This is a genomic window from Nonomuraea sp. NPDC049624 (assembly GCF_040675255.1).
Lineage (GTDB): Bacteria > Actinomycetota > Actinomycetes > Streptosporangiales > Streptosporangiaceae > Nonomuraea.
The window spans coordinates 243,232-264,489 of the sequence record NZ_JBFAOR010000007.1; the positions used below are offsets into that span (position 1 = coordinate 243,232).

Sequence of the window (21,258 nt, forward strand, 5' to 3'; positions counted from 1 at the left end):
GTTGTCCCCCCCGCCCCCCTCGGGTTGTGGGTCTTTTTTTTTTTTTTTATACCCCTTGGCGCCCCCCCTCTTGTGGGGGGGGGCGCCGGGACCCCGCCCCCCGCCGCTGGCGTGACTAGCTGCAACCCTCGGCCGGGGGCGCGGTCTCCGACAGCTTCAGGCCCTGGATGCCGCCGAACCACTTCTCCAGCAGCTGCTTCATGGTGCCGTTGTCCCAGATCTTCTTCACCGCGGTGTTGACGGCCTCACACGTCTTGGTGTCGCCCTTCTTCAGGCCGATGCCGTACTTCTCGTCGGTGAAGCCCTGGCCGAGCACCTTGAAGTTGCCGCCGGCCTGCTTGGCGAAGCCCGCCAGGATCAGGTCGTCGGTGGTGACGGCGTCGAGGTTGCTGCCCGACAGCTTCTGCACGCACTCGGAGTAGTTGGCCGCGTCGACGGTCGTGGCGTCGATGTCGAGCTTGCCGTCCGGGGGCGGGTCGGTGACGCGCTTGTAGGAGTTGGAGCCGGCCGCCTTGCAGATCTTCTTGCCCTTGAGGTCCTGCGGGGCGTTGATCGCGGCGTCGTCCTTGCGGACCATGATGTCCTGGTGCGCGATCACGTACGGGCCGCCGAAGGACACCTTGGCCTTGCGCTCCTCGGTGATGGAGTACGTGGCGAAGATGATGTCGACGGTGCCGTTCTGGAGGAAGGGCTCGCGGTTGGAGGAGGCCGACTCCTTCCACTCGATCTGGGCGTCCTTGCCGCCGTTCATCTCCTTCAGCACGGCCTTGGCGACGTCGACGTCGAAGCCCTCCGGCTCCGACCCCTTCTTCAAGCCCAGGCTCGGCTGGTCCCACTTGGTGCCCACCACGACCTTGCCGCCGTCCTGCACCTTCTCCAGGACGCTGGCGTAGGTCTTGTCACCGCCGCAGGCGGCCAGGGCGGCGAGCATGCCCACTCCCGTGACCACCGCTCCCAAACGACGCATGTGCATGTATACCTGCCTCAAAATCTCAGTGCGTGAGGATCTTCGAAAGGAAATCACGCGCGCGGTCGGTCTGCGCGTTGGTGAAGAACTCGTCGGGGGTGTTCTCCTCCACGATCTGTCCGTCCGCCATGAAGACCACCCGGTTGGCGGCCCGGCGGGCGAATCCCATCTCGTGCGTGACGACCATCATCGTCATGCCGTCGCGGGCCAGCCCGATCATCACGTCGAGCACCTCCTGGACCATCTCCGGGTCCAGGGCCGAGGTGGGCTCGTCGAAGAGGATCATCTTCGGGTCCATGGCCAGCGCACGAGCGATCGCGACCCGCTGCTGCTGGCCGCCGGAGAGCTGGGCCGGGTACTTGTCCGCCTGCGCGGCGATGCCCACCCGTTCCAGCAGCTCCATGGCCCGCGCGTCGGCCGCCCTGCGGTCCTTGCGGCGCACCTTGATCGGGCCGAGCGTGACGTTCTCGCGGATGGTCTTGTGCGCGAACAGGTTGAAGGACTGGAACACCATGCCGACCTCGGACCGCAGCCTGGCCAGCCCCCTGCCCTCCTCGGGCAGCACCTGGCCGTCGAACACGATCCTGCCGTCGTCGATCGTCTCCAGGCGGTTGATCGTCCGGCACAGCGTGGACTTCCCGCCGCCCGAAGGGCCGATGACCACCAGAACCTCGCCACGAGAGACGGTCAAGTTGATGTCCTTCAGGACGTGCAACGCCCCGAAGCGCTTGTTGACGCCCTCCAACTGAACGAGTGGAGTGGCGTCGCCGTTCTCCGTCATGGACCAAAACGGTAGAGGTCATTAAGACGCTGGTCACTAACCAGGTGGTACCGATCCGGTCACATCGAGCCGTCAAGCTGGTGTTTTAGACGGGGGCGGCTGCCGCGAGCCGGACAACGACTACCCTTGAACCTGCCATGACTGTGACCCAGGAGAGCGCCCGCACGTACGAAGTGCGCACATACGGGTGCCAGATGAACGTGCACGACTCCGAGCGCCTTTCCGGCCTGCTGGAAGACGCCGGCTACGTGCCGGCCCCCGACGGCCAGACGGCCGACGTCGTCGTGTTCAACACGTGCGCCGTGCGGGAGAACGCCGACAACCGCCTCTACGGAAACCTCGGCCATCTGCGGCCGGCCAAGATGGACAACCCGCGCATGCAGATCGCGGTGGGCGGCTGCCTGGCCCAGAAGGACCAGGGCGACATCGTCCGCAAGGCGCCCTGGGTCGACGTCGTCTTCGGCACCCACAACATCGGCTCCTTGCCGGTGCTGCTGGAGCGGGCCCGGGTGGCCGGCGAGGCGCAGGTCGAGCTGAAGGAGTCGCTGGAGGTCTTCCCCTCCACGCTGCCCACCAAGCGCGAGTCGGCCTACGCGGCGTGGGTCGCGATCTCGGTCGGCTGCAACAACACCTGCACGTTCTGCATCGTGCCGTCGCTGCGCGGCAAGGAGAAGGACCGCCGTCCCGGCGACGTCCTGTCCGAGGTGCGCACGCTGGTCGGCCAGGGCGTCCTGGAGGTGACCCTGCTCGGCCAGAACGTCAACACCTACGGCGTCGAGTTCGGCGACCGGCTGGCCTTCGGCAAGCTGCTGCGCGCCTGCGGCGACGTCGAGGGCCTGGAGCGGGTGCGCTTCACCTCGCCCCACCCGGCCGCCTTCACCGACGACGTCATCGCCGCCATGGCCGAGACGCCCAACGTCATGCACCAGCTGCACATGCCGCTGCAGTCGGGCTCCGACCGCGTGCTGCGGGCCATGCGCCGCTCCTACCGCGCCGAGCGTTACCTGGGCATCATCGAGCGGGTGCGGGCCGCCATGCCCGACGCGGCCATCTCGACCGACATCATCGTCGGCTTCCCCGGCGAGACCGAGGACGACTTCCAGGCCACCCTCGACGTCGTCCGGCAGAGCCGCTTCGCCAACGCCTTCACCTTCCAGTACTCCATCCGTCCGGGCACCCCGGCGGCCACGATGGAGGACCAGATCCCGAAGGAGGTCGTCCAGGAGCGTTACGAGCGCCTGGTGGCCCTTCAGGAGGAGATCTCCTGGGAGGAGAACAAGAAGCAGGTCGGCCGCACGCTGGAGGTGCTGGTCGCCGAGGGCGAGGGCCGCAAGGACGACGCCACGCGCCGCCTGTCCGGCCGCGCCGCCGACAACCGGCTCGTGCACTTCGCGGTGGGCGAGGAGACCCCGAGGCCCGGTGACATGGTCACCGTCGAGGTCACCTACGCCGCCCCCCACCACCTGGTCGCCGACGGCGCGGTCCGGGCGGTGCGGCGCACGCGGGCCGGCGACGCCTGGGAGGCGCGCCAGGGCGCCCCGGCCAAGGGGCCCGGCGTGCTGCTCGGCATGCCGTCCGTCGGCCGCCCGGCGGCCCCCGCTCCGGCCGCCGGAGCCTGCTCGGCCCACTGAGCCGCCGCATCGTCACCGCGTTCCCGCACCCCGCCGCTCCTTCGGGACGGCGGGGAGTTCCGCGTGGGTCAGCGCCTGAGGCGGTCGAGGAAGCTGTAGCACGGCTGCCGGCGGAAGTCGTCGAACGTGGCGCACGGGTCGGGCCCGCCGGGCCGTACGGAGGGAGGCGGCGGCGGGGGAGGCGCCTGACGGTTCGGTTCGGGCACGACCCGCTCCCTGGGCGGCGCCTGCGGGGACGCGTGCGGAGCCGGACGGCGTACGGCGGCCCGCCGGGACGGACGCGGCGGCGCCACCAGCGGCGGACGCGTGGGAAGCGCCCTGGGGGAGAGCGGCGACGACAGCTCGCCCTTCACCGGCCTGCCCTTGCCCGGAGGGAGCGAGGGCTCGCCCAGCTCCGGCTCCGGCTGCGTCGCCGTGGGCCGGTCGGGTGCCGGCACGGCCTCCATCCAGCCCGGCGACCATGGGCCGGGCGACCAGGGGCCCGCCGACGGGGTGGCCGGCGCCGGGGACGGCTCGGCCACCGGTGAGCCGGCGATCTGCGAAGGAAAATACGATCTTGGGATAAGCGGCGTTTCCTGATCGAATTCACGGCGGTTTTGCGGGCGCGATTCCGGAGAACTGGTGAATGCGAGGAAAATCCCGAGGCCGGCCGTGACGAGTACCCCGGCCGCTCCCACCGCGGCGCCCAGCCGGGGACGGCCACCTGGGCAAACAGATCTTTGGGGGGACAAGTCGTGATTCCTTTGTGATTGGTGTGCGAGCATTCCGCTGTTGCGGCTAGTGTGGTCCATCACCCGCGGAAGCCGGCGAGCTTTCCCCGATACGACCGCAGGGAGCTGCACCACCATGCATGATCCGACCGAGCCGGATCGTCAGGAGATCCTCTCCGGGCCGGGCCCGTCCCCGAGGCCCCCCGGCAAGAGCAGGAAGACCGCCGTCATCGCCGCGTTCGCCCTCGTCGGCGTGCTCGCCGCGGGCGGCGCCGGCTACCTGCTGGCGGCCAAGCCCGGCCAGAGCGCCCAGCAGGAGCAGGGCTCCGGCCGCCCGTCCCCGGCCACGAGCGTCGGCGACGAGGTGTTCGAGGCCGACGAGGACGCCACCATGGGCGACGCCACCACCGACGCCCCCACCGACGCCCCCACCGCCACCGACGACGGCCTGCCCGCCGACGGTTCCGACGACTCCGCCATGGGCGACGCCGTCACGGACACGGGCGGCGGCCCCGACCCCGCCGACAAGGGATCGACCGGTTCCGACCGCGCCGGCGACACGACCCGGACGGGCACCGGCAAGAAGCCCGGCACGCCCACCATGGCCCCGCAGCCGGAGGGCGACCTTCCCGCCGACGGCCCCGCGGGTGAGCTGAGCGGCCAGTGCGCCAAGAACGGCTGCTGAGCCACCGCCTGAGCCACCGCCTGAGCCACCGCCTGTGAGCCACCGCCTGTGAGCCACCGCCTGAGACATCGCCTGTGAGCCACCGCCCCCAAGTGGTTCGCCCTTTCCGGCCGGTAATGGATCTGCTGGAGAGCCGGCCGTCCTCGTAGGGTGCCGGGCATGACGACTGACAGAGCGGCCACGTTGCGACGGCTGCACGTGCCCGGCAGCCCGCTGATCCTGCCCAACGTCTGGGACGCCGCCTCGGCGCGCGCGGTCCAGGAGGCCGGGTTCCCGGTGGTGGCCACCGGCAGCGCGGCCGTCTCCCGCGTGCTGGGGTACGCCGACGGCGAGAGCACGCCGGTCGGCGAGATGATGGCCGCCGTCGCCCGCATCGCCAGGGCCGTGGACGTGCCCGTGACCGCCGACGTCGAACGCGGTTACGGGCTCGCGCCGGGCGAGCTGGCCGAGCGGCTGGCCGAGGCGGGGGCGGTGGGCTGCAACGTGGAGGACTCCGACCCGCGTACCGGCGAGCTGGTCGACGCAGGGGCGCAGGCGGACTTCCTGGCCGGGATGCGGGCGGCCGCGGGCGACGCCCTGGTGATCAACGCGCGGGTCGACACCTACGTGCGGGGCGTGCGCGACCGGGCGGCGGCGGTGTCGCGCGCGCGGCGCTACCTGGAGGCGGGGGCCGACTGCGTGTACCCGATCACGCTGGAGGACGAGGGCGAGATCGCGGCCCTCGTCGCCGAGGTGGGCGGGCCGGTGAACATCCTGTTCCGGCCGAAGGCGCCGTCGTACGCGCGGCTGGCGGAGCTGGGGGTGGCCAGGATCAGCTTCGGCGGCGGCCTCCACCAGGCGGCCCACGCCTACACCCAGGGCCTGCTCGCCGCCGTCGCCCAAGGCCGCGACCCCTACACGACCTGACCGCCGGGTCGTGGCGGGTGGCGCGTACGCTTGCGCTCGTGCTTGTCGCCGCGGCCGTCTGCCCGCAAACCCCGCTGATCGTGACCGGGCTGCCCGAGCTGCGCGCGGCCTGTCGCATCGCGGTCGCCGCGCTCCGGGCCGCCCGTCCTGACGTGCTGGTCGTGGTGGGCGGCGCGGAGACGACCCGCTCCTACGACGGCGCCGCCGCGGGCACCCTGCGGCCCTGGGGCTTCGACGTCACGGTGGGCGAGGGCGTGCCCGTGCTGCCGCTGTCCCTGACCGTCGGCCGCCGGCTCCTGAACGACCCCGAACAGCCCCCCACGGCCGACGCCGACGGGGTTGCCGCGCAGGCGGTCGCCTTCGCCGCCACTCCGGCCGAGTGCCGGGCGATCGGCGCCGGGCTGGCCGCACTCGGACGGGTCGCGCTGCTGGTCATGGCCGACGGCTCGGCCTGCCTGACCCCGCGGGCCCCCGGCCGGTACGACGAGGCGGCGCAGCCGTACGACGACCTGATCGCCGAGGCGGTCGGCACGGCCGACGCGGCGGCGCTGGCCGCGCTCGACCCCGTCGAGGCAGACCGGCTCTGGGTGACCGGCCGCGCGGCCCTCCAGGTGCTGGCCGGCGCCGCCGAGGGCACGCCGCTGACGGGCACGCTGCTCATGCGGTCCTCGCCCTACGGCGTCGGCTACTTCGCGGCCGTGTGGAGCTGACGAGACGGCACCGGGAGGCGCGTCAACCTGAGGCCGGCATCGGAAGGCGTGTCAGGCCAGAGGGCGGCGGCGGGGGACCGGGATGCGCATCAGGTCGCGGGCCGTGATCACTTCGCCGTCGAAGCTCCGCCGTACCTCCGCCACGAACGACGGCTCCTCGGCGAACCCGTACCGCTCGGAGAAGTGCGTGAGCACCAGCCTGCGCACGCCCGCGTCGGCCGCCACCACGCCCGCCTCGAACGCCGTCAGGTGCCCGTACTCCTTGGCCAGCGCGCCCTCGGCGGACAGGAACGTCGACTCGATCACCAGCAGGTCGGCCCCGGAGGCCAGCTCGAACACGGCGTCGCACAGGCGGGTGTCCATGACGAACGCGGCGCTCTGCCCCGGCCGGGGCTCGCTGCACTCGGCGAGCGTGACGCCCCGGACCGAGCCGGTGCGCTGGAGCTCGCCGACCTCCGGGCCGCGGATGCCGTGGCGGGCCAGCCGGTCGGGAAGCATGCGGCGGCCGGGCGGCTCCTGGATGCGGTAGCCGTACGACTCGACGGGGTGGGACAGGCGGCGGGCGATCAGCGGCCCCACCCCGGCCAGCGCGCCGGAGACCGGATGCTCCTCGATCACCTTCGTGTCGGCGAACGCGGCCGCGTGCCGCAGCCTGCGCCAGTACGTCTCGCCGGCGGCGGGGAAGACCGCGCGCACCGGATGGCGCACCCGGTCGCGGGCGATGCGCTGCACGACCCCGGGCACGCCCAGGCAGTGGTCGCCGTGGAAGTGGGTCACGCACAGCCAGTGGACGTCGTTCGCGCTCAGCCCGGCGTGCAGCATCTGGCGCTGCGTGCCCTCGCCGGGGTCGAAAAGATAGCCTTGCCCGTCCCAGCGCAGAAAATACCCGTTGTGGTTACGGTGTCGGGTGGGCACCGCGCTGGAGGTGCCCAGCACCACGAGTTCACGTGAGGACATGATGACCACGCAGCCCACGCAGTCCGCGCTGTCCACGCTGTCCACGGTCGCGTTCGCCGAGGTGCCGACGCCGGTCGGCCCGTTCGTCGTGGCCGTCACCGAGCGGGGGCTGGTCGCCTCGGGATGGGGGTCGCCCGCCGGACTGGCGGACCGGCTCGGCCTGGCTGAGGTTCATGATGCGGATCGTACGGCCTGCGCCGTCGCCGAGCTGAACGCTTATTTCGCCGGCGAGCTGCGCACGTTCAGCATCCCCGTGGACTGGCGGCTGATGACGGGCTCCCGGCTGCAGGTGCTCCAGGCCCTGCACCGCGTCCCGTACGGCACCGCCGTCACCTACGGCGAGCTGGCCCGGCGCGCCGGGTCGAGCGTGCCGGCCCGCGGCATCGGCTCGATCATGGGCTCCAACCCGATCCCCATCTTCGTGCCCTGCCACCGGGTGGTCGCGGGCAACGGGCTGGGCGGGTTCAGCGGCGGCGTGGGGGTGGAGACCAAGCGCTGGCTGCTGACCCACGAGGGATACCTCCAGCAGACGCTCCTCGACCTGTAGGTGGTCCGTCCACACCCGGACAGTTGACACACTGGTCGGTGTGCGCCAGCAGCCAGTCATCGCCGTCGTGGGCCCCACGGCGGCCGGGAAGTCCGATCTCGCCGTCGACCTCGCGCTCCGGCTCGGGGGCGAGTGCGTCAACGCCGACTCCATGCAGCTCTACCGCGGCATGGACATCGGCACGGCCAAGCTCACCCCCGCCGAGCAGCGCGGCGTCCCCCACCATCTGCTGGACATCTGGGACGTCACGGTCACGGCCAGCGTCGCCGAGTACCAGCGGCTGGCCAGGGAGCTGTTCGCGAAGATCGACGTCCCGGTGCTGGTGGGCGGCAGCGGCCTCTACGTCCGGGCGGCCCTCGACGACCTGGAGTTCCCCGGCACCGACCCGGTGATCCGGGCCCGGCTGGAGGAGGAGCTGGCCGAGCGCGGCCCGGCCCCCCTGTACGAGCGGCTGCGCGAGCTCGACCCGGCCGCCGCCGAGGCGATCCTGCCGAGCAACGGCCGCCGCATCGTGCGCGCGCTGGAGGTGATCGAGCACTCCGGCCGGCCGTTCTCGGCCACCATGCCGTCCTACGACGCCGTCTACCCCAGCGTGCAGCTCGGCCTGGAGGTGCCGCGGCCCGAGCTCGACGAGCGCATCGAGCTGCGGGTCGAGCGCATGTGGGCGGCGGGCCTGGTCGAGGAGGTCCGCGCGCTGCTCGGGCAGGGCCTGGCCGAGGGGCGCACGGCGGGCCGCGCGCTCGGCTACGCCCAGGTCATCCGGTTCCTGGAGGGCGAATGGACCGAGGAGCAGGCGTTCGCCGAGACGGTCAGGGCCACCAGGCGCTTCGCCCGCCGCCAGGAGTCGTGGTTCCGCCGCGACCCGCGGGTGCGCTGGCTCCCGTACGACGCCCCCGACCTGCTTGAACGATCCCTGGCGCACATCGCCGACCCGGGTGCGGCATAAACTCAGGCAATGCGGTTTCTCAAGGGGCACGGCACCGAGAACGATTTCGTCATCCTGCCCGATCCCGACGACGGCGTGGAAGTGACGGCCGCGCTCGTGGCCAAGATCTGTGACCGGCGGGCCGGGATCGGCGCCGACGGCGTGCTCCGGGTCGCCAGGACCAAGCAGCACGCCGAGGTGGCCGAGCAGGCCGCGGTGGCCGACTGGTTCATGGACTATCGCAACGCCGACGGCAGCGTCGCGGAGATGTGCGGCAACGGCGTCCGCGTCTTCGCCCGCTACCTGGTGGACGCGGGGCTGGTGGAGGGCACGGAGTTCTGCCTGGCCACCAGGGGCGGCCCGCGCCGGGTCCGGGTCGAGCCCAACGGCGACATCACGGTGGACATGGGCAAGCCGGCGGTGCTGGGCGAGAGCGTGGCGGGCGTCGGCGGCCACGAGTACTCCGGCCTCCACGTCGACATGGGCAACCCCCACCTGGCCTGCGCGATCGGCGACCCGGTCGTCCAGCTCGACCTCAGCCACCAGCCCGGCTTCGACACCGGGGTGTTCCCGGCGGGCGTCAACATCGAGCTGTTCAACCCGGTCGGCGTCAGCCGCGTGGTGATGCGGGTCTACGAGCGCGGCTCGGGCGAGACGCGCTCCTGCGGCACCGGCGCCGTGGCGACCGCCGTGGCCGCCGCGCACATGTCCGGCGACACCACCGGCACCTGGACCGTCGAGGTCACCGGCGGCTCGCTGACCGTCATCCTCGACGAGGACACGAGCTACCTGTCCGGCCCGGCGGTGATCCTGGCGAGCGGCGAGCTGATGCTTGCAGAATGATGTTCTCCTGAGGGATTCTGGGTCCACTTTCCGAACCGAGGAGGGGTTGAGGATGGCGGACCCGCGTACCACGGCGGTCCAGGTCAAGGCGCCGATCGGCCAGTACGGCGGCGGCTTCATGGTCTCGCGCGAGGCCAAGGCCGTCTGCGAGGAGCACGGGCTCGGCCCGCGCGAGCTGTACTTCCGCGGGCGCTGCGGGGTGCTCGGCGAGTGCCACGCCGACGTCGTCACCTCGGTGGCGGTCTTCTTCCCTGCCGCCCACGTCGAGGAGAGCTGGAACGGCGGCAGGAAGATGCCCGTCGAGCAGGCCGTCGAGCTCTACACCGAGGCGTGCAGGCAGTGGGGCCGGCGCAAGCTGGGCGGTTACGACGGCTGCGCCCGCATCGCCGAGCTGCTCGAACCGGTCGTCGCGCAGGCCTCGCCGGTGGGCGCGCCGCTGTTCGCCGGCTGGCGGGCGGTGCCGCTGCCGGACGACCCGCCCGCGCGCGCCGTCCAGCTCATGCACGTCCTGCGCGAGCTGCGCGGGGGCCTGCACGCCGACGCCGTGCTCGCGGCCGGCCTGCACCCCCTGGAGGCCACGCTCGCCGCCGTCCACGACACCACCCCCTTCGGCTACGCCGACGGCGTGACGATCGCCAGGTTCTTCACCTGGCCCGAGCCCTACGCCACCCCCGGCCCCGACGTCGTGGCGCGGCGGGCCCAGGTCGAGGAGACCACCGATGACCTGATGGCCCCGGTCTTCTCGGTCCTGCGCGACAACGAATCGGACGAGCTGATCGAGCTTCTGCGTTTTGGGCACGCTCGTTGACCTGGCAGACTGACTGCCCATGGACGTGGACATCTGGGCCTGGGTCGGCGAAACCCAGCAGCAGCTTTCCGAGGCGGGCAACGTTGGCCTCGCCATGGCGCTGGGAGACCTTCCCGCACAGGCCTACGAGGGCCGGTATCCGCAGCTCGACGTGATGGCCCCGGCCATCGCCCAGCAGGCCGAGACGCTGGAGCTGCCCTGGCTGGAGTTCTACGCCCGCTACTGGCACCTCATGGGCCGCATCGGCGACCGGGCTCAGGGCGCGGTGGCCATCGACGACGCACGGCAGCTGCTCACGTTCGCCCAGCGCGAAGACGTGCGCGACTGCCCGGCCACCCCGGCCGCCGTCGAGGCGATGGCCATCGTGTGGGCCAACACCGACGGCCCTGGCTACGCCGGCGACCGCCTGGAGACGGTGGGCGCCTTCCTGGAGGGCATGAGCCCGGAGCGGCCCGCTTTCAGCGGGCTGGCCACCCAGTACGTCGCGGCGCTCGTCGACGCGGGCAAGGCCGGTGAGGCCGTCGCCTACGCCGAGTCCGCGGTCGAGCGGCTGCGCACGGCCGGTCGCGCGGCGAGCTGGGAGCTCGGCGCCGAGGGCGCCCGTGCCCTGCTGGCCGCCGGCCGGGCCGACGACGCGCTGGCCGCCCTGCAGGCCGCCGCCGACCTCGCCCCCGACGACCCGCCCGCCAAGGCCCATCGCGAGGGCGTGCGCCGCGCGCTCATCCTGGCCGAGCTCGGCCGCACGGCCGAGGCCGTCGACGCGCTGCCCGACCTCGACGTGGTCGGTGAGCACCCGCGCGTCTTCGTCGAGTGGTCGCGCGCGGTCGCCAAGCTGGCCGGGTCCTCCCAGATCACCAACACCTGGCAGCTCGGCCGGGTGCTGCGCCAGTGGATCGACTACTTCGGCATGATGGGCGGCTACCGCGCCCGCGTCGAGCTCGCGCTGGTCGCGGGCGACCTGGCCGTCGCCAGGAGCGGCGTGTGGCAGGCCCGGCTGCTGGCCGACCTGGCCGAGTCCGGCGCGGCGGAGCTGCGCGGCGAGACCGGCGACCTGACCGAGCGCGTCGCCGCGCTGCGGGCCGCCGCCGACGCCGCCGCCGAGCCCGCGGCCCCCGGGCCGCTGGCCGAGCGGGTCGGCCTGTTCGACGCCGCCGACGGCTTCAACGCCGACCCCGAGAAGTGGGTGGGCTGGCTCGCGCCGCTGTCCGGCGAGGACCTGGAGGCCACCCGCCGCCACACCACCACGCTCGGCTTCCTCGGCTTCCCCGCGGCGGGCGCCGACATCTACTGGAAGCTGCTGGTCGACTCCGGCGACATCGCCTCGGCCGACCCCGACGACGTGGCCTACCTGACCACCCTGCTCATCGAGGCCCGCCAGGACGAGCGGCTGGAGCAGATGGCCGCGCTGCTGCCGCACGCCGCCCAGTACCTCGCGCTGGCCAGGCTCCACAGCGCCCGCGAGCGCTGGCCGGAGACGCTCGACGCCGCCGAGCACGCCGTCGCGGCCGGGGCCGGCATCGAGGCCAGGCGCCTGCTGTCCGGCGCCGCCCAGCAGCTCGACCACAACGACAGGGCCGCCGGCGTGCTGGCGGAGGTGCTCGACGAGCTGACCGACGAGGACACCTGGCGCATGGTCGTCATGGCCACCTCGGCGGAAGACTGGGACACCGTGCGCAAGGGCGCGGCCAAGATCGGCATGCCGATCAAGTCCAAGCAGGGCCCGATCGAGGAGGAGATGGGCCTGATCCGGCTCATCCTCCCGGCGCCCGACGGCGGCCAGCGCCAGGTGTTGTCCATCCGCACCGGTCCGGCCACCGCCCGGCTGGCGCTGCCGCAGCCGCGCGGCATGGACTACAACGCCGGCGACCTGGTCGTGTTCGACCCGCAGCTGCTGGAGCCCGTCCCGGAAGACCCGCAGGAGCAGCAGAACTTCGTGCCGCCGTTCGCGGCCGTGCGCATCCTGCGTCCCGGCGGTTACACCAGCTACTTCTTCGACGGCGCCGCGCCGAGCGAGGAGGACTGGGCGGAGTTCACCGAGGTCATGGCCGAGCGCGGCTGGCCGATGTGGGTCTACAGCGACGAGAACTACACCGTCACCCACCCGACCAGCGGCGAGTCGCTGCCGGGCGTGTTCGGCTGGGTCGCGGTGCCGCCGGACGTGTCGGCCGCCGAGGTCGACGCCCTGCTCGACGACGCCACCGAGCGCTGGGTGCACCCGCTGGCCTGGCTCGACCTGGCCCGCGAGATCGACGTCGAGGTCGAGCGGCACGAGCGCATCGTCAAGGAATACGGGCTCTGACGTGCTGGAGCGCTTCAGCCTCGACGGCAAGGTCGCCATCGTCACGGGCGCGTCGTCGGGGCTGGGCGTGGCCTTCGCCCGCGGGCTGGCCGAGGCGGGCGCCGACGTCGTGATCGGCGCCCGGCGCGCGGACCGGCTGGCGGAGACCGGTCGCCTGGTCGAGGAGGCCGGGCGCCGCTGTCTTGCGGTCCCGACCGACGTGGCGGCGCCGGAGGAGTGCGACGCGCTGGTGGCCGCGGCCGTGGCCGAGTTCGGCGCGGTCGACGTGCTGATCAACAACGCGGGCGTCGGCACCGCCGTGCCCGCGCTGCGCGAGCGGCCCGAGGAGTTCCGCCGGGTGGTGGAGATCAACCTGCACGGCACGTACTGGATGGCGCAGGCGTGCGCGCGGGTGATGCGGCCGGGCTCGTCGATCGTGAACATCGGCAGCATCCTCGGCGCGACCACCGCCGGGCTGCCGCAGGCCGCCTACAGCGCCTCGAAGGCGGCCGTAGCCGGGCTCACCCGCGACCTGGCCCAGCAGTGGACGGCCCGGCGCGGCATCCGGGTCAACTGCCTGGAGCCGGGGTTCTTCGCCTCGGAGATGACCGAGCAGTATCCGCCCGGCTACCTGGAACGCATGCTGGAGCTGCGGGTGCCGATGAAGCGGCCCGGCGACCCGGCCGAGCTGGTGGCGGCGGCGGTCTTCCTGGCCTCCGACGCCTCGTCGTACGTCACCGGTGTCACGCTGCCCGTGGACGGCGGCATCCTGATCACCTAGACGGTTCTTCTAGTACGTTGTCGGGAATGACCGCCCCCTTCGTACGTTCCTACCGTCCGGCCGATCTGGCCGCCGTCTACGACATCTGCGTGCGCACCGCCGACGCCGGTGGCGACGCCCGCGGCCAGTACGCCTCCGACCTGCTCATGGGCGACATCTTCGCCGTCCCCTACGTGACCCTGGAGCCCGAGCACGCCCACGTCGTGGACGACGGCACCGGCCAGGCCGTCGGCTACGTCGTGGGCACCGCGGACACGGCGGCGTTCGTCCGCCGCTACCGCGAGGAGTGGATCCCGGCGTCCGCGGCCCGCTGCCCCCTTCCCGCCGACCCGCCGGTCACCGCGGACGACGTGATGCTCGCCCTGCACCACCGGCCCGAGCGCATGCTGATCCCCGAGCTGGCCGGCCACCCCGCCCACCTGCACATCGACCTGCTGCCCGACTGGCAGGGCAAGGGCTGGGGACGCCGGCTCATGAGCGCCCTGGTCGACGGCCTGCGCGCCGCCGGGGTGCCGCGGTTGCACCTGGGGATGGTCAGCACGAACGCGCCCGCGCGGGCCTTCTACGACCGGCTCGGCTTCGTGGAGCTGGCGGTGGCCGACGCCGGCCCGGTGACGTACCTGGGACGGGACACCTCGCCGCTCGGCTAGCTCTTGTCCGCGGGGATCCAGGGCCTTATGTTCGTTGCGTAGTCCGGTGCGTGTTGCGTATTAAGGAACAACCGGAGGCGTGATGGGTCGGCCGCGCGTGGTGATCATCGGAGCCGGGATCGTGGGGTGCGCGGTGGCCGACGAGCTCACCGAACGCGGCTGGAACGACGTCACCGTGGTGGAGCAGGGCCCGCTCTTCGCCGCCGGCGGCTCCAGCTCGCACGCCCCCGGCCTGGTCTTCCAGACGAACCCGTCCAAGACCATGACCGAGTTCGCCGCCTACACCGTGCGCAAGTACAGCGCGCTCGGCGCGCACTGCTTCCGGCAGGTCGGCGGGCTGGAGGTGGCCACCACCCCCGAGCGCTGGACCGACCTGCACCGCAAGCTCGGCTGGGCGCAGTCCTGGGGCGTCGAAGGCCGCCTGCTGGACGCCGCGCAGTGCGCCGAGCTGTGGCCGATGCTGGACCGCGGCCGGGTGCTGGGCGGCTTCCACGTGCCGAGCGACGGCCTGGCCGCCGCCGTGGCCTGCGGCGAGACGCAGGCGGCGCGGGCCACCGAACGGGGAGCGCGCTTCCTCGGCGGGCACACCGTGACCGGCGTCGAGCGCAAGGGCGGCCGGGTCACCGGCGTGTCCTGCCTGGCCGCGGGGGAGTACCGGACGATCCCGGCCGACGTGGTCGTCTGCGCGGCCGGATTCTGGGGCCCGTCGATCGGCGAGATGGCCGGGCTGACCGTGCCGCTGCTGCCGCTGGCCCACCAGTACGCGAAGTCCGGCCCCCTGCCCCCGCAGCCCGAGGGCCCCATCCTGCGCCACCAGGACCGCGACCTGTACGCCCGGCAGCACGGCGACCGCATCGGCATCGGCTCCTACGCCCACCGCCCCATGCCGGTCGCCCAGCACGAGATCGGCCCCAAGGGCACCACCATGCCCTCGGTCCAGGCGTTCACCGAGGAGGACTTCGAACCCGCCTGGCGCGACGCCGCCGAGCTGCTGCCCGCCCTGGCCGGCTCCAAGTACGAGGACGGCATCAACGGCGTCTTCTCCTTCACCGCCGACGGCTTCCCGCTGATCGGCGAGGCGCCGCACCTGGACGGGTTCTGGCTGGCCGAGGCCGTCTGGGTGACGCACTCGGCCGGGGTGGCCAGGGCGGTCGCCGAGCTGCTGGTGACCGGCCGGTCGCAGGTGGACCTGCACGAGTGCGAGCTGGCCAGGTTCGAGCAGGCGCAGCTGTCGCCCGCCTACGTCGAGGAGCGCGGCAGGCAGAACTTCGTCGAGGTCTACGACGTCATCCACCCGTTGCAGCCCATGGAGTCGCCGCGGCCGATGCGGACCAGCCCGTTCTACCCGCGCCAGGTGGAGCTGGGCGGGTACTTCCTGGAGTCGGCCGGATGGGAGCGGCCGCACTGGTTCGAGGCGAACGAGCCGCTGCTCGCCGGCCTCGAAGAGCCGCGGATCGGCGCCGACCGGCGGGACGCGTGGGCCGGCCGCCACTGGTCGCCCGTCGCCGCCACCGAGGCGTGGGCCACCCGCGAGCGGGTCGCGCTCTACGACATGACCTCGCTCAAGCGCATCGAGGTCAGCGGTCCGGGCGCGGCGGCCTTCCTCCAGCACATGACCACCAACAACGTGGACAAGAAGCCCGGCACGGTCACCTACACCCTGCTGCTGGACGCCGGCGGCGGCATCCGCTCCGACCTCACGGCCGCGCGGCTGGCCGAGGACAGGTTCCAGCTCGGCGCGAACGGCAACCTCGACCTCGACTGGCTGACCCGGCACGCCCCCCGCGGGGTGCACATCAGGGACATCACGCCCGGCACCTGCTGCGTCGGCGTGTGGGGGCCGCAGGCCAGGGAGCTGGTGCAGGGGCTCACGGACATGGACCTGTCCAACGACGGCTTCCGCTACTTCACCTGCCGCTCCGGGTACGTCGGGCAGGTCCCGGTGCTCGCGATGCGCGTCTCGTACGTCGGCGAGCTGGGCTGGGAGCTCTACACCGGCGCCGACATGGGGCTCAAGCTGTGGGACACGCTGCGGGCCACCGGGATGCCGGTCGCGGGCGGGCGGGCCGCGTTCAACAGCCTCCGGCTGGAGAAGGGGTACCGGCTCTGGGGCGTGGACATGACCACCGAGCACGACCCGTACGAGGCCGGGCTGGGGTTCGCGGTCAAGCGGGACAAGGACTTCTACGGCCGCGACGCGCTGCGCGCCGAGCCGTCCCGCAGGCTCGTGCCGCTGCTCAGCGCCGAGGTGGTGATGGGCAAGGAACCGGTCCGGCACGACGGCCGCGTCGCCGGGTACGTCACCAGCGCCGCGTACGGGCACACCATCGGCCGTCCGATCGCCTACGCCTGGCTGCCGGCCGAGCTGGCCGGACCGGGGACGCGGGTGGACATCTCCTACTTCGGCCGCCGCGTGCCCGCGGAGGTCGCCGCCGAGCCGCTGTTCGACCCCCGGATGGAGAAGATCAGACGTTGACCCACCCCGGCTTCCTCTGGCGCAACCCCGATCCGCGGCCCTCCTACGACGTGGTCGTCGTGGGCGGCGGCGGGCACGGCCTGGCCACCGCCTACTACCTGGCCAGGAACCACGGCCTGACGAACGTCGCCGTCCTGGAGAAGGGCTGGCTGGCCGGCGGCAACATGGCCCGCAACACCACCATCATCCGCTCCAACTACCTGTGGGACGAGAGCGCCGCACTCTACGAGCACTCGCTGAAGCTGTGGGAGGGCCTGAGCGCGGAACTGGACTACGACCTGCAGTTCAGCCAGCGCGGCGTGCTCAACCTGGCGCACAACCTGCACGACGTGCGCGAGGGCAGGCGGCGGGTCAACGCCAACCGGCTCAACGGCGTGGACGCCGAATGGCTGGACGCCGACGAGGTCAGGAAGTTCTGCCCCGTCGTCAACGTCTCCGACCGGGCCCGCTACCCCGTCCTGGGGGCCACGTTGCAGCGGCGCGGCGGCATCGCCAAGCACGACCACGTCGCCTGGGCGCTGGCCCGCCGGGCCGACGCGTACGGCGTCGACCTGATCCAGGGCTGCGAGGTGACCGGGTTCGAGATCACCGGCAACCGGGTGACCGGCGTGCGCACCTCGCGCGGGCCCATCGCGGCCGGCACGGTCGCGCTCGCCTCGGCCGGGCACACCTCGGTCCTGGCCGAGCGGGCCGGCGTCCGGCTGCCGTTGCAGTCGCACCCGCTGCAGGCGCTGGTGTCGGAGCTGCTGGAGCCGGTGCTGGACTGCGTCGTCATGTCCAACGCCGTCCACGTGTACGTCAGCCAGGCGCACAAGGGCGAGCTGGTCATGGGGGCGGGCATCGACGCGTACAACTCCTACGGGCAGCGCGGCGGGTGCCACGTGATCGAGGCGCAGATGGCGGCGGCCCTGGAGCTGTTCCCGCTGTTCAGCCGGGTCCGCGTGCTGCGGACGTGGGCCGGGATCGTGGACGTCTCGCCGGACGCCTCCCCGATCATCGGCGCCACCCCCGTGGACGGCCTCTACGTCAACGCCGGGTGGGGCACCGGCGGCTTCAAGGCGACCCCCGGCTCCGGCTGGGTGTACGCCGACACGATCGCCAACGGCCGCCCGCACCCGCTCGCCGAGCCGTTCGCGCTGGAGCGGTTCACCACGGGCGCGCTCATCGACGAGCACGGCGCGGCGGCGGTGGCCCACTGATGCTGCTCCTCGACTGCCCCCACTGCGGCCCCCGCGACGAGACCGAGTTCCACTACGGCGGCCAGGCCGGGATCGCCTACCCGCAGGCCCCCGGCGAGCTGTCCGACCAGGAGTGGGCCGCCTACGTCTTCCTGCGCGACAACCCCAAGGGCTGGTTCGGCGAACGCTGGTTCCACACGCACGGCTGCCGGACCTGGTTCACCGTCGAACGGCACACGGTCACGCACGAGATCAGGAAGGCGCCATGAGGTTCACCTTCGACGGCCGTCCCCTCCAGGGGGAGCCGGGCGACACGCTGGCCGCCGCGCTGCTGCGCAACGGGGTGCGGGTGGTGGGCCGGGGCGTGGAGTCCGGCCGCCCGCGCGGCGTCTTCTCGGCCGGCCCCGAGGAGCCGAACGCCCTGGTCCGCGTCGGCGCCGACCCGATGCTGGCGGCCACGACCGTGGAGCTGTACGACGGGCTGGCGGCGTGGAGCCTGCGCGGCAAGGGCCGGGTGGACCTCGACGCGGCCGACGACCGGCGCTGCGACAAGGCGTACCTGCACTGCGACGTGCTGGTGGTCGGCGGCGGCCCGGCCGGGCTCGCGGCGGCCGCCGCGGCGCGCGCGGCCCGGGTGATCCTGCTCGACGACCAGCCCCGCCTCGGCGGCGACCTGCTGAACAGCCGGGTGCTGCTCGACGGCGCGCCCGCGCTCGACTGGGTGGACTCGCTCGACCTGTCGGGCGTGCGGGTGCTGACCAGGACCACGGCCGTCGGCTACCACGACCACAACTACGTGGTGGCCGTCGAGCGGCGGGCGCGCGGCGAGCGGCTGTGGCACATCAGGGCCCGCCGGGTGATCCTGGCGACCGGCGCCCACGAGCGTTCGCTCGCCTTCCCCGGCAACGACCGGCCCGGCGTCATGCTGGCCTCGGCCGCCCGCGCCTACGTCAACCGGTATGGCGTGCTCCCCGGCCGCCGGGCAGTCGTCCTCGCCTGCGCGGACTCCGGCTACGAGGCCGCCGCGGACCTGCGCGCGGCCGGCGTGGAGATCGCCGCGATCGTCGATCCGCGCCCCGAGGGGCTCACCCCCGGCGCCCTGGCCGGGCAGGTGATCACCGGCACCACGGCCGGCGCGGACGGCGTGCTGACCGGCGTGCGGGTGGGGGAGCGGCACATCGAGGCCGACCTGCTGGCCGTGGCGGGCGGCTGGAACCCCGCCGTGCACCTGTTCAGCCAGTCGCAGGGGCGGGTGCGCTTCGACGAGGGGTTGCAGGCGTTCGTGCCGGACGTCTCGGCGCAGGCCGAATGCTCCGCCGGCGCCTGCCGCGGCCGGTACGGCACCCGCGAGGCCATCGCCGACGGCCACGCCGCCGGCCGGGAGGCCGCCGGGTCCGCCGCCCGCGAGCTCCGCGTGCCCGACTGCGACGAACGGCCCTCGCGGCCACCCGCCGCGCTGTGGCTGGTCGAGGGGGACGGCGACGAGCCCGCCTTCGCCGACCTGCACCGGGACGTGACCGTGGCCGACCTGGCCAGGGCGACCGGCGCCGGGATGCGCTCGGTCGAGCACGTCAAGCGCTACACCACCGCGGGCACCGGCGCCGACCAGGGCAAGACGTCGGGCACGGTCGTCGTGGGCGTGATGTCGGCGCTGCTCGGGACCGCGCCGGGCCAGGTGGGCACGACCACGTTCCGGCCGCCGTACACGCCGGTGTCGTTCGCGACGCTGGCCGGGCGCGACCGGGGCGCGCTCTCCGACCCGGTCAGGACCACCTCCATGCACGCCGCGCACGTCGCGGCGGGCGCCGTGTTCGAGGACGTCGGCCAGTGGAAACGCCCCCGCTACTTCCCGCTGGACGGCGAGACCATGCAGGCCGCCGTGGCGCGCGAATGCCGGGCCGCCCGCACCTCGGTCGCCGCCATGGACGCCTCCACCCTGGGCAAGATCGACATCCGGGGCGCGGACGCGGGCGAATTCCTGGACCGGATCTACACCAACATGTACTCCACGCTCGCCGTCGGCGCCTGCCGCTACGGGCTCATGTGCCGGGCCGACGGCATGGTGTTCGACGACGGCACCACGACCAGGCTCGCCGCCGACCACTACCTGACGACCACGACCACCGGCAACGCCGCCGCGGTGCTCGACTGGCTGGAGGAGTGGCGGCAGACCGAGTGGCCGCGGCTCGACGTCTCCTTCACCTCGGTGACCGACCACTGGGCGACGGTCGCCGTGGCCGGCCCCAAGGCGCGGCGGGTGATCGCCGCCGTCGCGCCCGGCGCGCTCGGCCTGCCCTTCATGCGGTACGTGGAGACGGACGTGCTCGGCGTGCCCGGCCGGGTGTTCCGGATCAGCTTCTCCGGCGAGCTGGCCTACGAGGTCAACGTGCCCTGGCCGTACGGCAGGGCGTTGTGGGAGGCGGTGCTGGAGCTGGGCGCGGTGCCGTACGGGACCGAGGCGATGCACGTGCTGCGGGCCGAGAAGGGGTTCGCCATCGTCGGCCAGGAGACCGACGGCACGGTCACGCCGCAGGACCTCGGCATGTCGTGGATCGTCTCCCCGCGCAAGCCGGACTTCGTGGGCAAACGCTCGCACGCCCGCCCCGACACCGCCCGCGAGGGCCGCAAACGCCTGGTCGGCCTGCTCGCCGAGGACCCGGCGGCGCCGATCGAGGAGGGCGCCCAGCTGGTCAGGGGCGGGCCGGGCGCGCCCATGCTGGGGCACGTCACCTCCGGCTACGTCAGTGCGGCGCTCGGCCGGACGTTCGGGCTGGCCATGGTCAGGGACGTCGTGCCGGGGGACCGGCTCACGGCGGTGTCGGGCGCGGCGGCCACCGGCGTGACGGTCGTCGACCCGGTCCTGTACGACCCGGACAACGCCCGCCGCGACGGCGACCCTCTGGAGGAGGACGCGCCCGCGGCGCTCGAAGGCGTTCCGGCGCGGGAGAGCCCGGCGGCGGCGTTCGCCGGGCGGTTCGCGGCGGCGAGCGGGCCCGCGGTGCGGCTGCGCGAGCTGCCGTTCGAGCCGATGTGGGAGGTCAGGGGCGCCGATCCCGGCGTGGGCCTGCGGCTCGGCCCGTCGTGGTGGCTGGTGACCGGGGACGCCGCGCCGGGGCCCGGCTGGGTGGACGTCTCGGGACAGCGGACGATCCTGGAGCTGTCCGGGCCGGGGGCGGACGACGTCCTGATCACCGGCTGTCCCGTGGACCTGCACCCCGACGTGTTCCCCGGGCACGCGCAGACGCTGCTGGGCAGGGCCGCGGTGATCCTGGAACGGCGGGCGCCCGGCGAGTACCGGATCCACGTCAGGTCGTCGTTCACCACCTACCTGGCAGAGTGGCTCTTGGACGCTGTTTTAGCGTTATAAGACCATTTAGGGGTACTTGCTATACCTAGACTTTACGAAAACCGAAGTCTGGGGGATC

The 21,258-nt window shown here is 73.0% G+C and carries 19 protein-coding genes; 15 read left to right on the forward strand and 4 right to left on the reverse strand.

From position 1 onward, the window contains the following. Window positions 1-115: 115 nt before the first annotated feature. Together AB0J76_RS29035 and AB0J76_RS29040 are read right to left on the reverse strand one after the other, a co-directional pair. Window positions 116-967 carry a glutamate ABC transporter substrate-binding protein gene (locus tag AB0J76_RS29035; RefSeq protein WP_364391053.1) on the reverse strand — a complete coding sequence of 284 codons (852 nt, stop codon included), beginning with the start codon at window positions 965-967 and terminating at the stop codon, window positions 116-118. A gap of 25 nt (window positions 968-992) precedes the next feature. Beyond that, window positions 993-1,748, reverse strand: coding sequence for an amino acid ABC transporter ATP-binding protein (locus tag AB0J76_RS29040; RefSeq protein ID WP_352327726.1), 756 nt, complete (start codon window positions 1,746-1,748; stop codon window positions 993-995). 137 nt (window positions 1,749-1,885) lie between these two features. On the opposite strand from AB0J76_RS29040, the gene miaB reads away from it, so the two are divergent. Then, window positions 1,886-3,379 (forward strand): tRNA (N6-isopentenyl adenosine(37)-C2)-methylthiotransferase MiaB, encoded by a 1,494-nt coding sequence (miaB, locus tag AB0J76_RS29045; RefSeq protein WP_352327725.1) that lies wholly within the window; start codon window positions 1,886-1,888, stop codon window positions 3,377-3,379. A gap of 68 nt (window positions 3,380-3,447) precedes the next feature. On the opposite strand, the gene AB0J76_RS29050 is transcribed toward miaB, so the two are convergent. Next, window positions 3,448-3,816: a hypothetical protein gene (locus tag AB0J76_RS29050; RefSeq protein ID WP_352327724.1), complete on the reverse strand. Its 369-nt coding sequence runs from the start codon at window positions 3,814-3,816 to the stop codon at window positions 3,448-3,450. 409 nt (window positions 3,817-4,225) lie between these two features. On the opposite strand from AB0J76_RS29050, the gene AB0J76_RS29055 reads away from it, so the two are divergent. The 3 genes from AB0J76_RS29055 (at window position 4,226) to AB0J76_RS29065 (ending at window position 6,390) form a co-directional block, all read left to right on the forward strand. Further along, complete coding sequence (locus tag AB0J76_RS29055) at window positions 4,226-4,774, forward strand: hypothetical protein (RefSeq protein ID WP_352327723.1); 549 nt, start codon at window positions 4,226-4,228, stop codon at window positions 4,772-4,774. Between the two features lie 159 nt (window positions 4,775-4,933). Beyond that, window positions 4,934-5,680, forward strand: coding sequence for an isocitrate lyase/phosphoenolpyruvate mutase family protein (locus AB0J76_RS29060; protein WP_352327722.1), 747 nt, complete (start codon window positions 4,934-4,936; stop codon window positions 5,678-5,680). 38 nt (window positions 5,681-5,718) lie between these two features. Continuing rightward, on the forward strand, window positions 5,719-6,390 hold the full coding sequence (locus tag AB0J76_RS29065) for a hypothetical protein (RefSeq protein ID WP_352327721.1): 672 nt from the start codon (window positions 5,719-5,721) through the stop codon (window positions 6,388-6,390). A gap of 51 nt (window positions 6,391-6,441) precedes the next feature. Here the strand turns inward: AB0J76_RS29065 and AB0J76_RS29070 are convergent, their stop codons facing one another. Further along, entirely contained in the window at window positions 6,442-7,347 is a 906-nt protein-coding gene (locus tag AB0J76_RS29070) for a ribonuclease Z (protein ID WP_352327720.1), read from the reverse strand. On the opposite strand from AB0J76_RS29070, the gene AB0J76_RS29075 reads away from it, so the two are divergent. From AB0J76_RS29075 to AB0J76_RS29125, 11 genes are all read left to right on the forward strand, one after another. Continuing rightward, window positions 7,346-7,894: a methylated-DNA--[protein]-cysteine S-methyltransferase gene (locus AB0J76_RS29075; RefSeq protein ID WP_352327719.1), complete on the forward strand. Its 549-nt coding sequence runs from the start codon at window positions 7,346-7,348 to the stop codon at window positions 7,892-7,894. The two genes, AB0J76_RS29070 and AB0J76_RS29075, sit on opposite strands and share 2 nt — an antisense overlap. Window positions 7,895-7,934: 40 nt before the next feature. Further along, window positions 7,935-8,840: a tRNA (adenosine(37)-N6)-dimethylallyltransferase MiaA gene (gene miaA / locus AB0J76_RS29080; protein WP_352327718.1), complete on the forward strand. Its 906-nt coding sequence runs from the start codon at window positions 7,935-7,937 to the stop codon at window positions 8,838-8,840. A 9-nt stretch (window positions 8,841-8,849) separates the two neighbouring features. Continuing rightward, window positions 8,850-9,662 (forward strand): diaminopimelate epimerase, encoded by an 813-nt coding sequence (gene dapF / locus AB0J76_RS29085; RefSeq protein WP_352327717.1) that lies wholly within the window; start codon window positions 8,850-8,852, stop codon window positions 9,660-9,662. 52 nt (window positions 9,663-9,714) lie between these two features. Beyond that, on the forward strand, window positions 9,715-10,470 hold the full coding sequence (locus AB0J76_RS29090) for a hypothetical protein (RefSeq protein WP_352327716.1): 756 nt from the start codon (window positions 9,715-9,717) through the stop codon (window positions 10,468-10,470). Window positions 10,471-10,489: 19 nt separating this feature from the next. Continuing rightward, on the forward strand, window positions 10,490-12,769 hold the full coding sequence (locus AB0J76_RS29095; RefSeq protein ID WP_364391062.1) for a tetratricopeptide repeat protein: 2,280 nt from the start codon (window positions 10,490-10,492) through the stop codon (window positions 12,767-12,769). Window position 12,770: 1 nt separating this feature from the next. Beyond that, the gene (locus AB0J76_RS29100) at window positions 12,771-13,529 is read left to right on the forward strand and encodes a glucose 1-dehydrogenase (protein ID WP_352322761.1); all 759 of its coding nucleotides are present in this window, start codon (window positions 12,771-12,773) and stop codon (window positions 13,527-13,529) included. Window positions 13,530-13,555: 26 nt separating this feature from the next. Further along, window positions 13,556-14,179 carry a GNAT family N-acetyltransferase gene (locus AB0J76_RS29105; protein ID WP_352322762.1) on the forward strand — a complete coding sequence of 208 codons (624 nt, stop codon included), beginning with the start codon at window positions 13,556-13,558 and terminating at the stop codon, window positions 14,177-14,179. An 82-nt stretch (window positions 14,180-14,261) separates the two neighbouring features. Beyond that, window positions 14,262-16,655 (forward strand): FAD-dependent oxidoreductase, encoded by a 2,394-nt coding sequence (locus tag AB0J76_RS29110; RefSeq protein ID WP_352322790.1) that lies wholly within the window; start codon window positions 14,262-14,264, stop codon window positions 16,653-16,655. Continuing rightward, entirely contained in the window at window positions 16,652-17,854 is a 1,203-nt protein-coding gene (locus tag AB0J76_RS29115; RefSeq protein WP_352322763.1) for a sarcosine oxidase subunit beta family protein, read from the forward strand. The genes AB0J76_RS29110 and AB0J76_RS29115 overlap by 4 nt, the downstream gene beginning before the upstream one ends. Further along, complete coding sequence (locus AB0J76_RS29120) at window positions 17,854-18,102, forward strand: sarcosine oxidase subunit delta (RefSeq protein ID WP_352322764.1); 249 nt, start codon at window positions 17,854-17,856, stop codon at window positions 18,100-18,102. The genes AB0J76_RS29115 and AB0J76_RS29120 overlap by 1 nt, the downstream gene beginning before the upstream one ends. After that, complete coding sequence (locus tag AB0J76_RS29125) at window positions 18,099-21,200, forward strand: 2Fe-2S iron-sulfur cluster-binding protein (protein WP_352322765.1); 3,102 nt, start codon at window positions 18,099-18,101, stop codon at window positions 21,198-21,200. The genes AB0J76_RS29120 and AB0J76_RS29125 overlap by 4 nt, the downstream gene beginning before the upstream one ends. Window positions 21,201-21,258 lie beyond the last annotated feature (58 nt).

Coding starts and splice junctions, on each gene's coding strand:
- AB0J76_RS29035 (WP_364391053.1), bottom strand. CDS start 967: ATGCGTCGTTTGGGAGCGGTGGTCACGGGAGTGGGCATGCTCGCCGCC.
- AB0J76_RS29040 (WP_352327726.1), bottom strand. CDS start 1,748: ATGACGGAGAACGGCGACGCCACTCCACTCGTTCAGTTGGAGGGCGTC.
- miaB (WP_352327725.1), top strand. CDS start 1,886: ATGACTGTGACCCAGGAGAGCGCCCGCACGTACGAAGTGCGCACATAC.
- AB0J76_RS29055 (WP_352327723.1), top strand. CDS start 4,226: ATGCATGATCCGACCGAGCCGGATCGTCAGGAGATCCTCTCCGGGCCG.
- AB0J76_RS29060 (WP_352327722.1), top strand. CDS start 4,934: ATGACGACTGACAGAGCGGCCACGTTGCGACGGCTGCACGTGCCCGGC.
- AB0J76_RS29075 (WP_352327719.1), top strand. CDS start 7,346: ATGATGACCACGCAGCCCACGCAGTCCGCGCTGTCCACGCTGTCCACG.
- AB0J76_RS29070 (WP_352327720.1), bottom strand. CDS start 7,347: ATGTCCTCACGTGAACTCGTGGTGCTGGGCACCTCCAGCGCGGTGCCC.
- dapF (WP_352327717.1), top strand. CDS start 8,850: ATGCGGTTTCTCAAGGGGCACGGCACCGAGAACGATTTCGTCATCCTG.
- AB0J76_RS29090 (WP_352327716.1), top strand. CDS start 9,715: ATGGCGGACCCGCGTACCACGGCGGTCCAGGTCAAGGCGCCGATCGGC.
- AB0J76_RS29095 (WP_364391062.1), top strand. CDS start 10,490: ATGGACGTGGACATCTGGGCCTGGGTCGGCGAAACCCAGCAGCAGCTT.
- AB0J76_RS29105 (WP_352322762.1), top strand. CDS start 13,556: ATGACCGCCCCCTTCGTACGTTCCTACCGTCCGGCCGATCTGGCCGCC.
- AB0J76_RS29110 (WP_352322790.1), top strand. CDS start 14,262: ATGGGTCGGCCGCGCGTGGTGATCATCGGAGCCGGGATCGTGGGGTGC.
- AB0J76_RS29120 (WP_352322764.1), top strand. CDS start 17,854: ATGCTGCTCCTCGACTGCCCCCACTGCGGCCCCCGCGACGAGACCGAG.
- AB0J76_RS29125 (WP_352322765.1), top strand. CDS start 18,099: ATGAGGTTCACCTTCGACGGCCGTCCCCTCCAGGGGGAGCCGGGCGAC.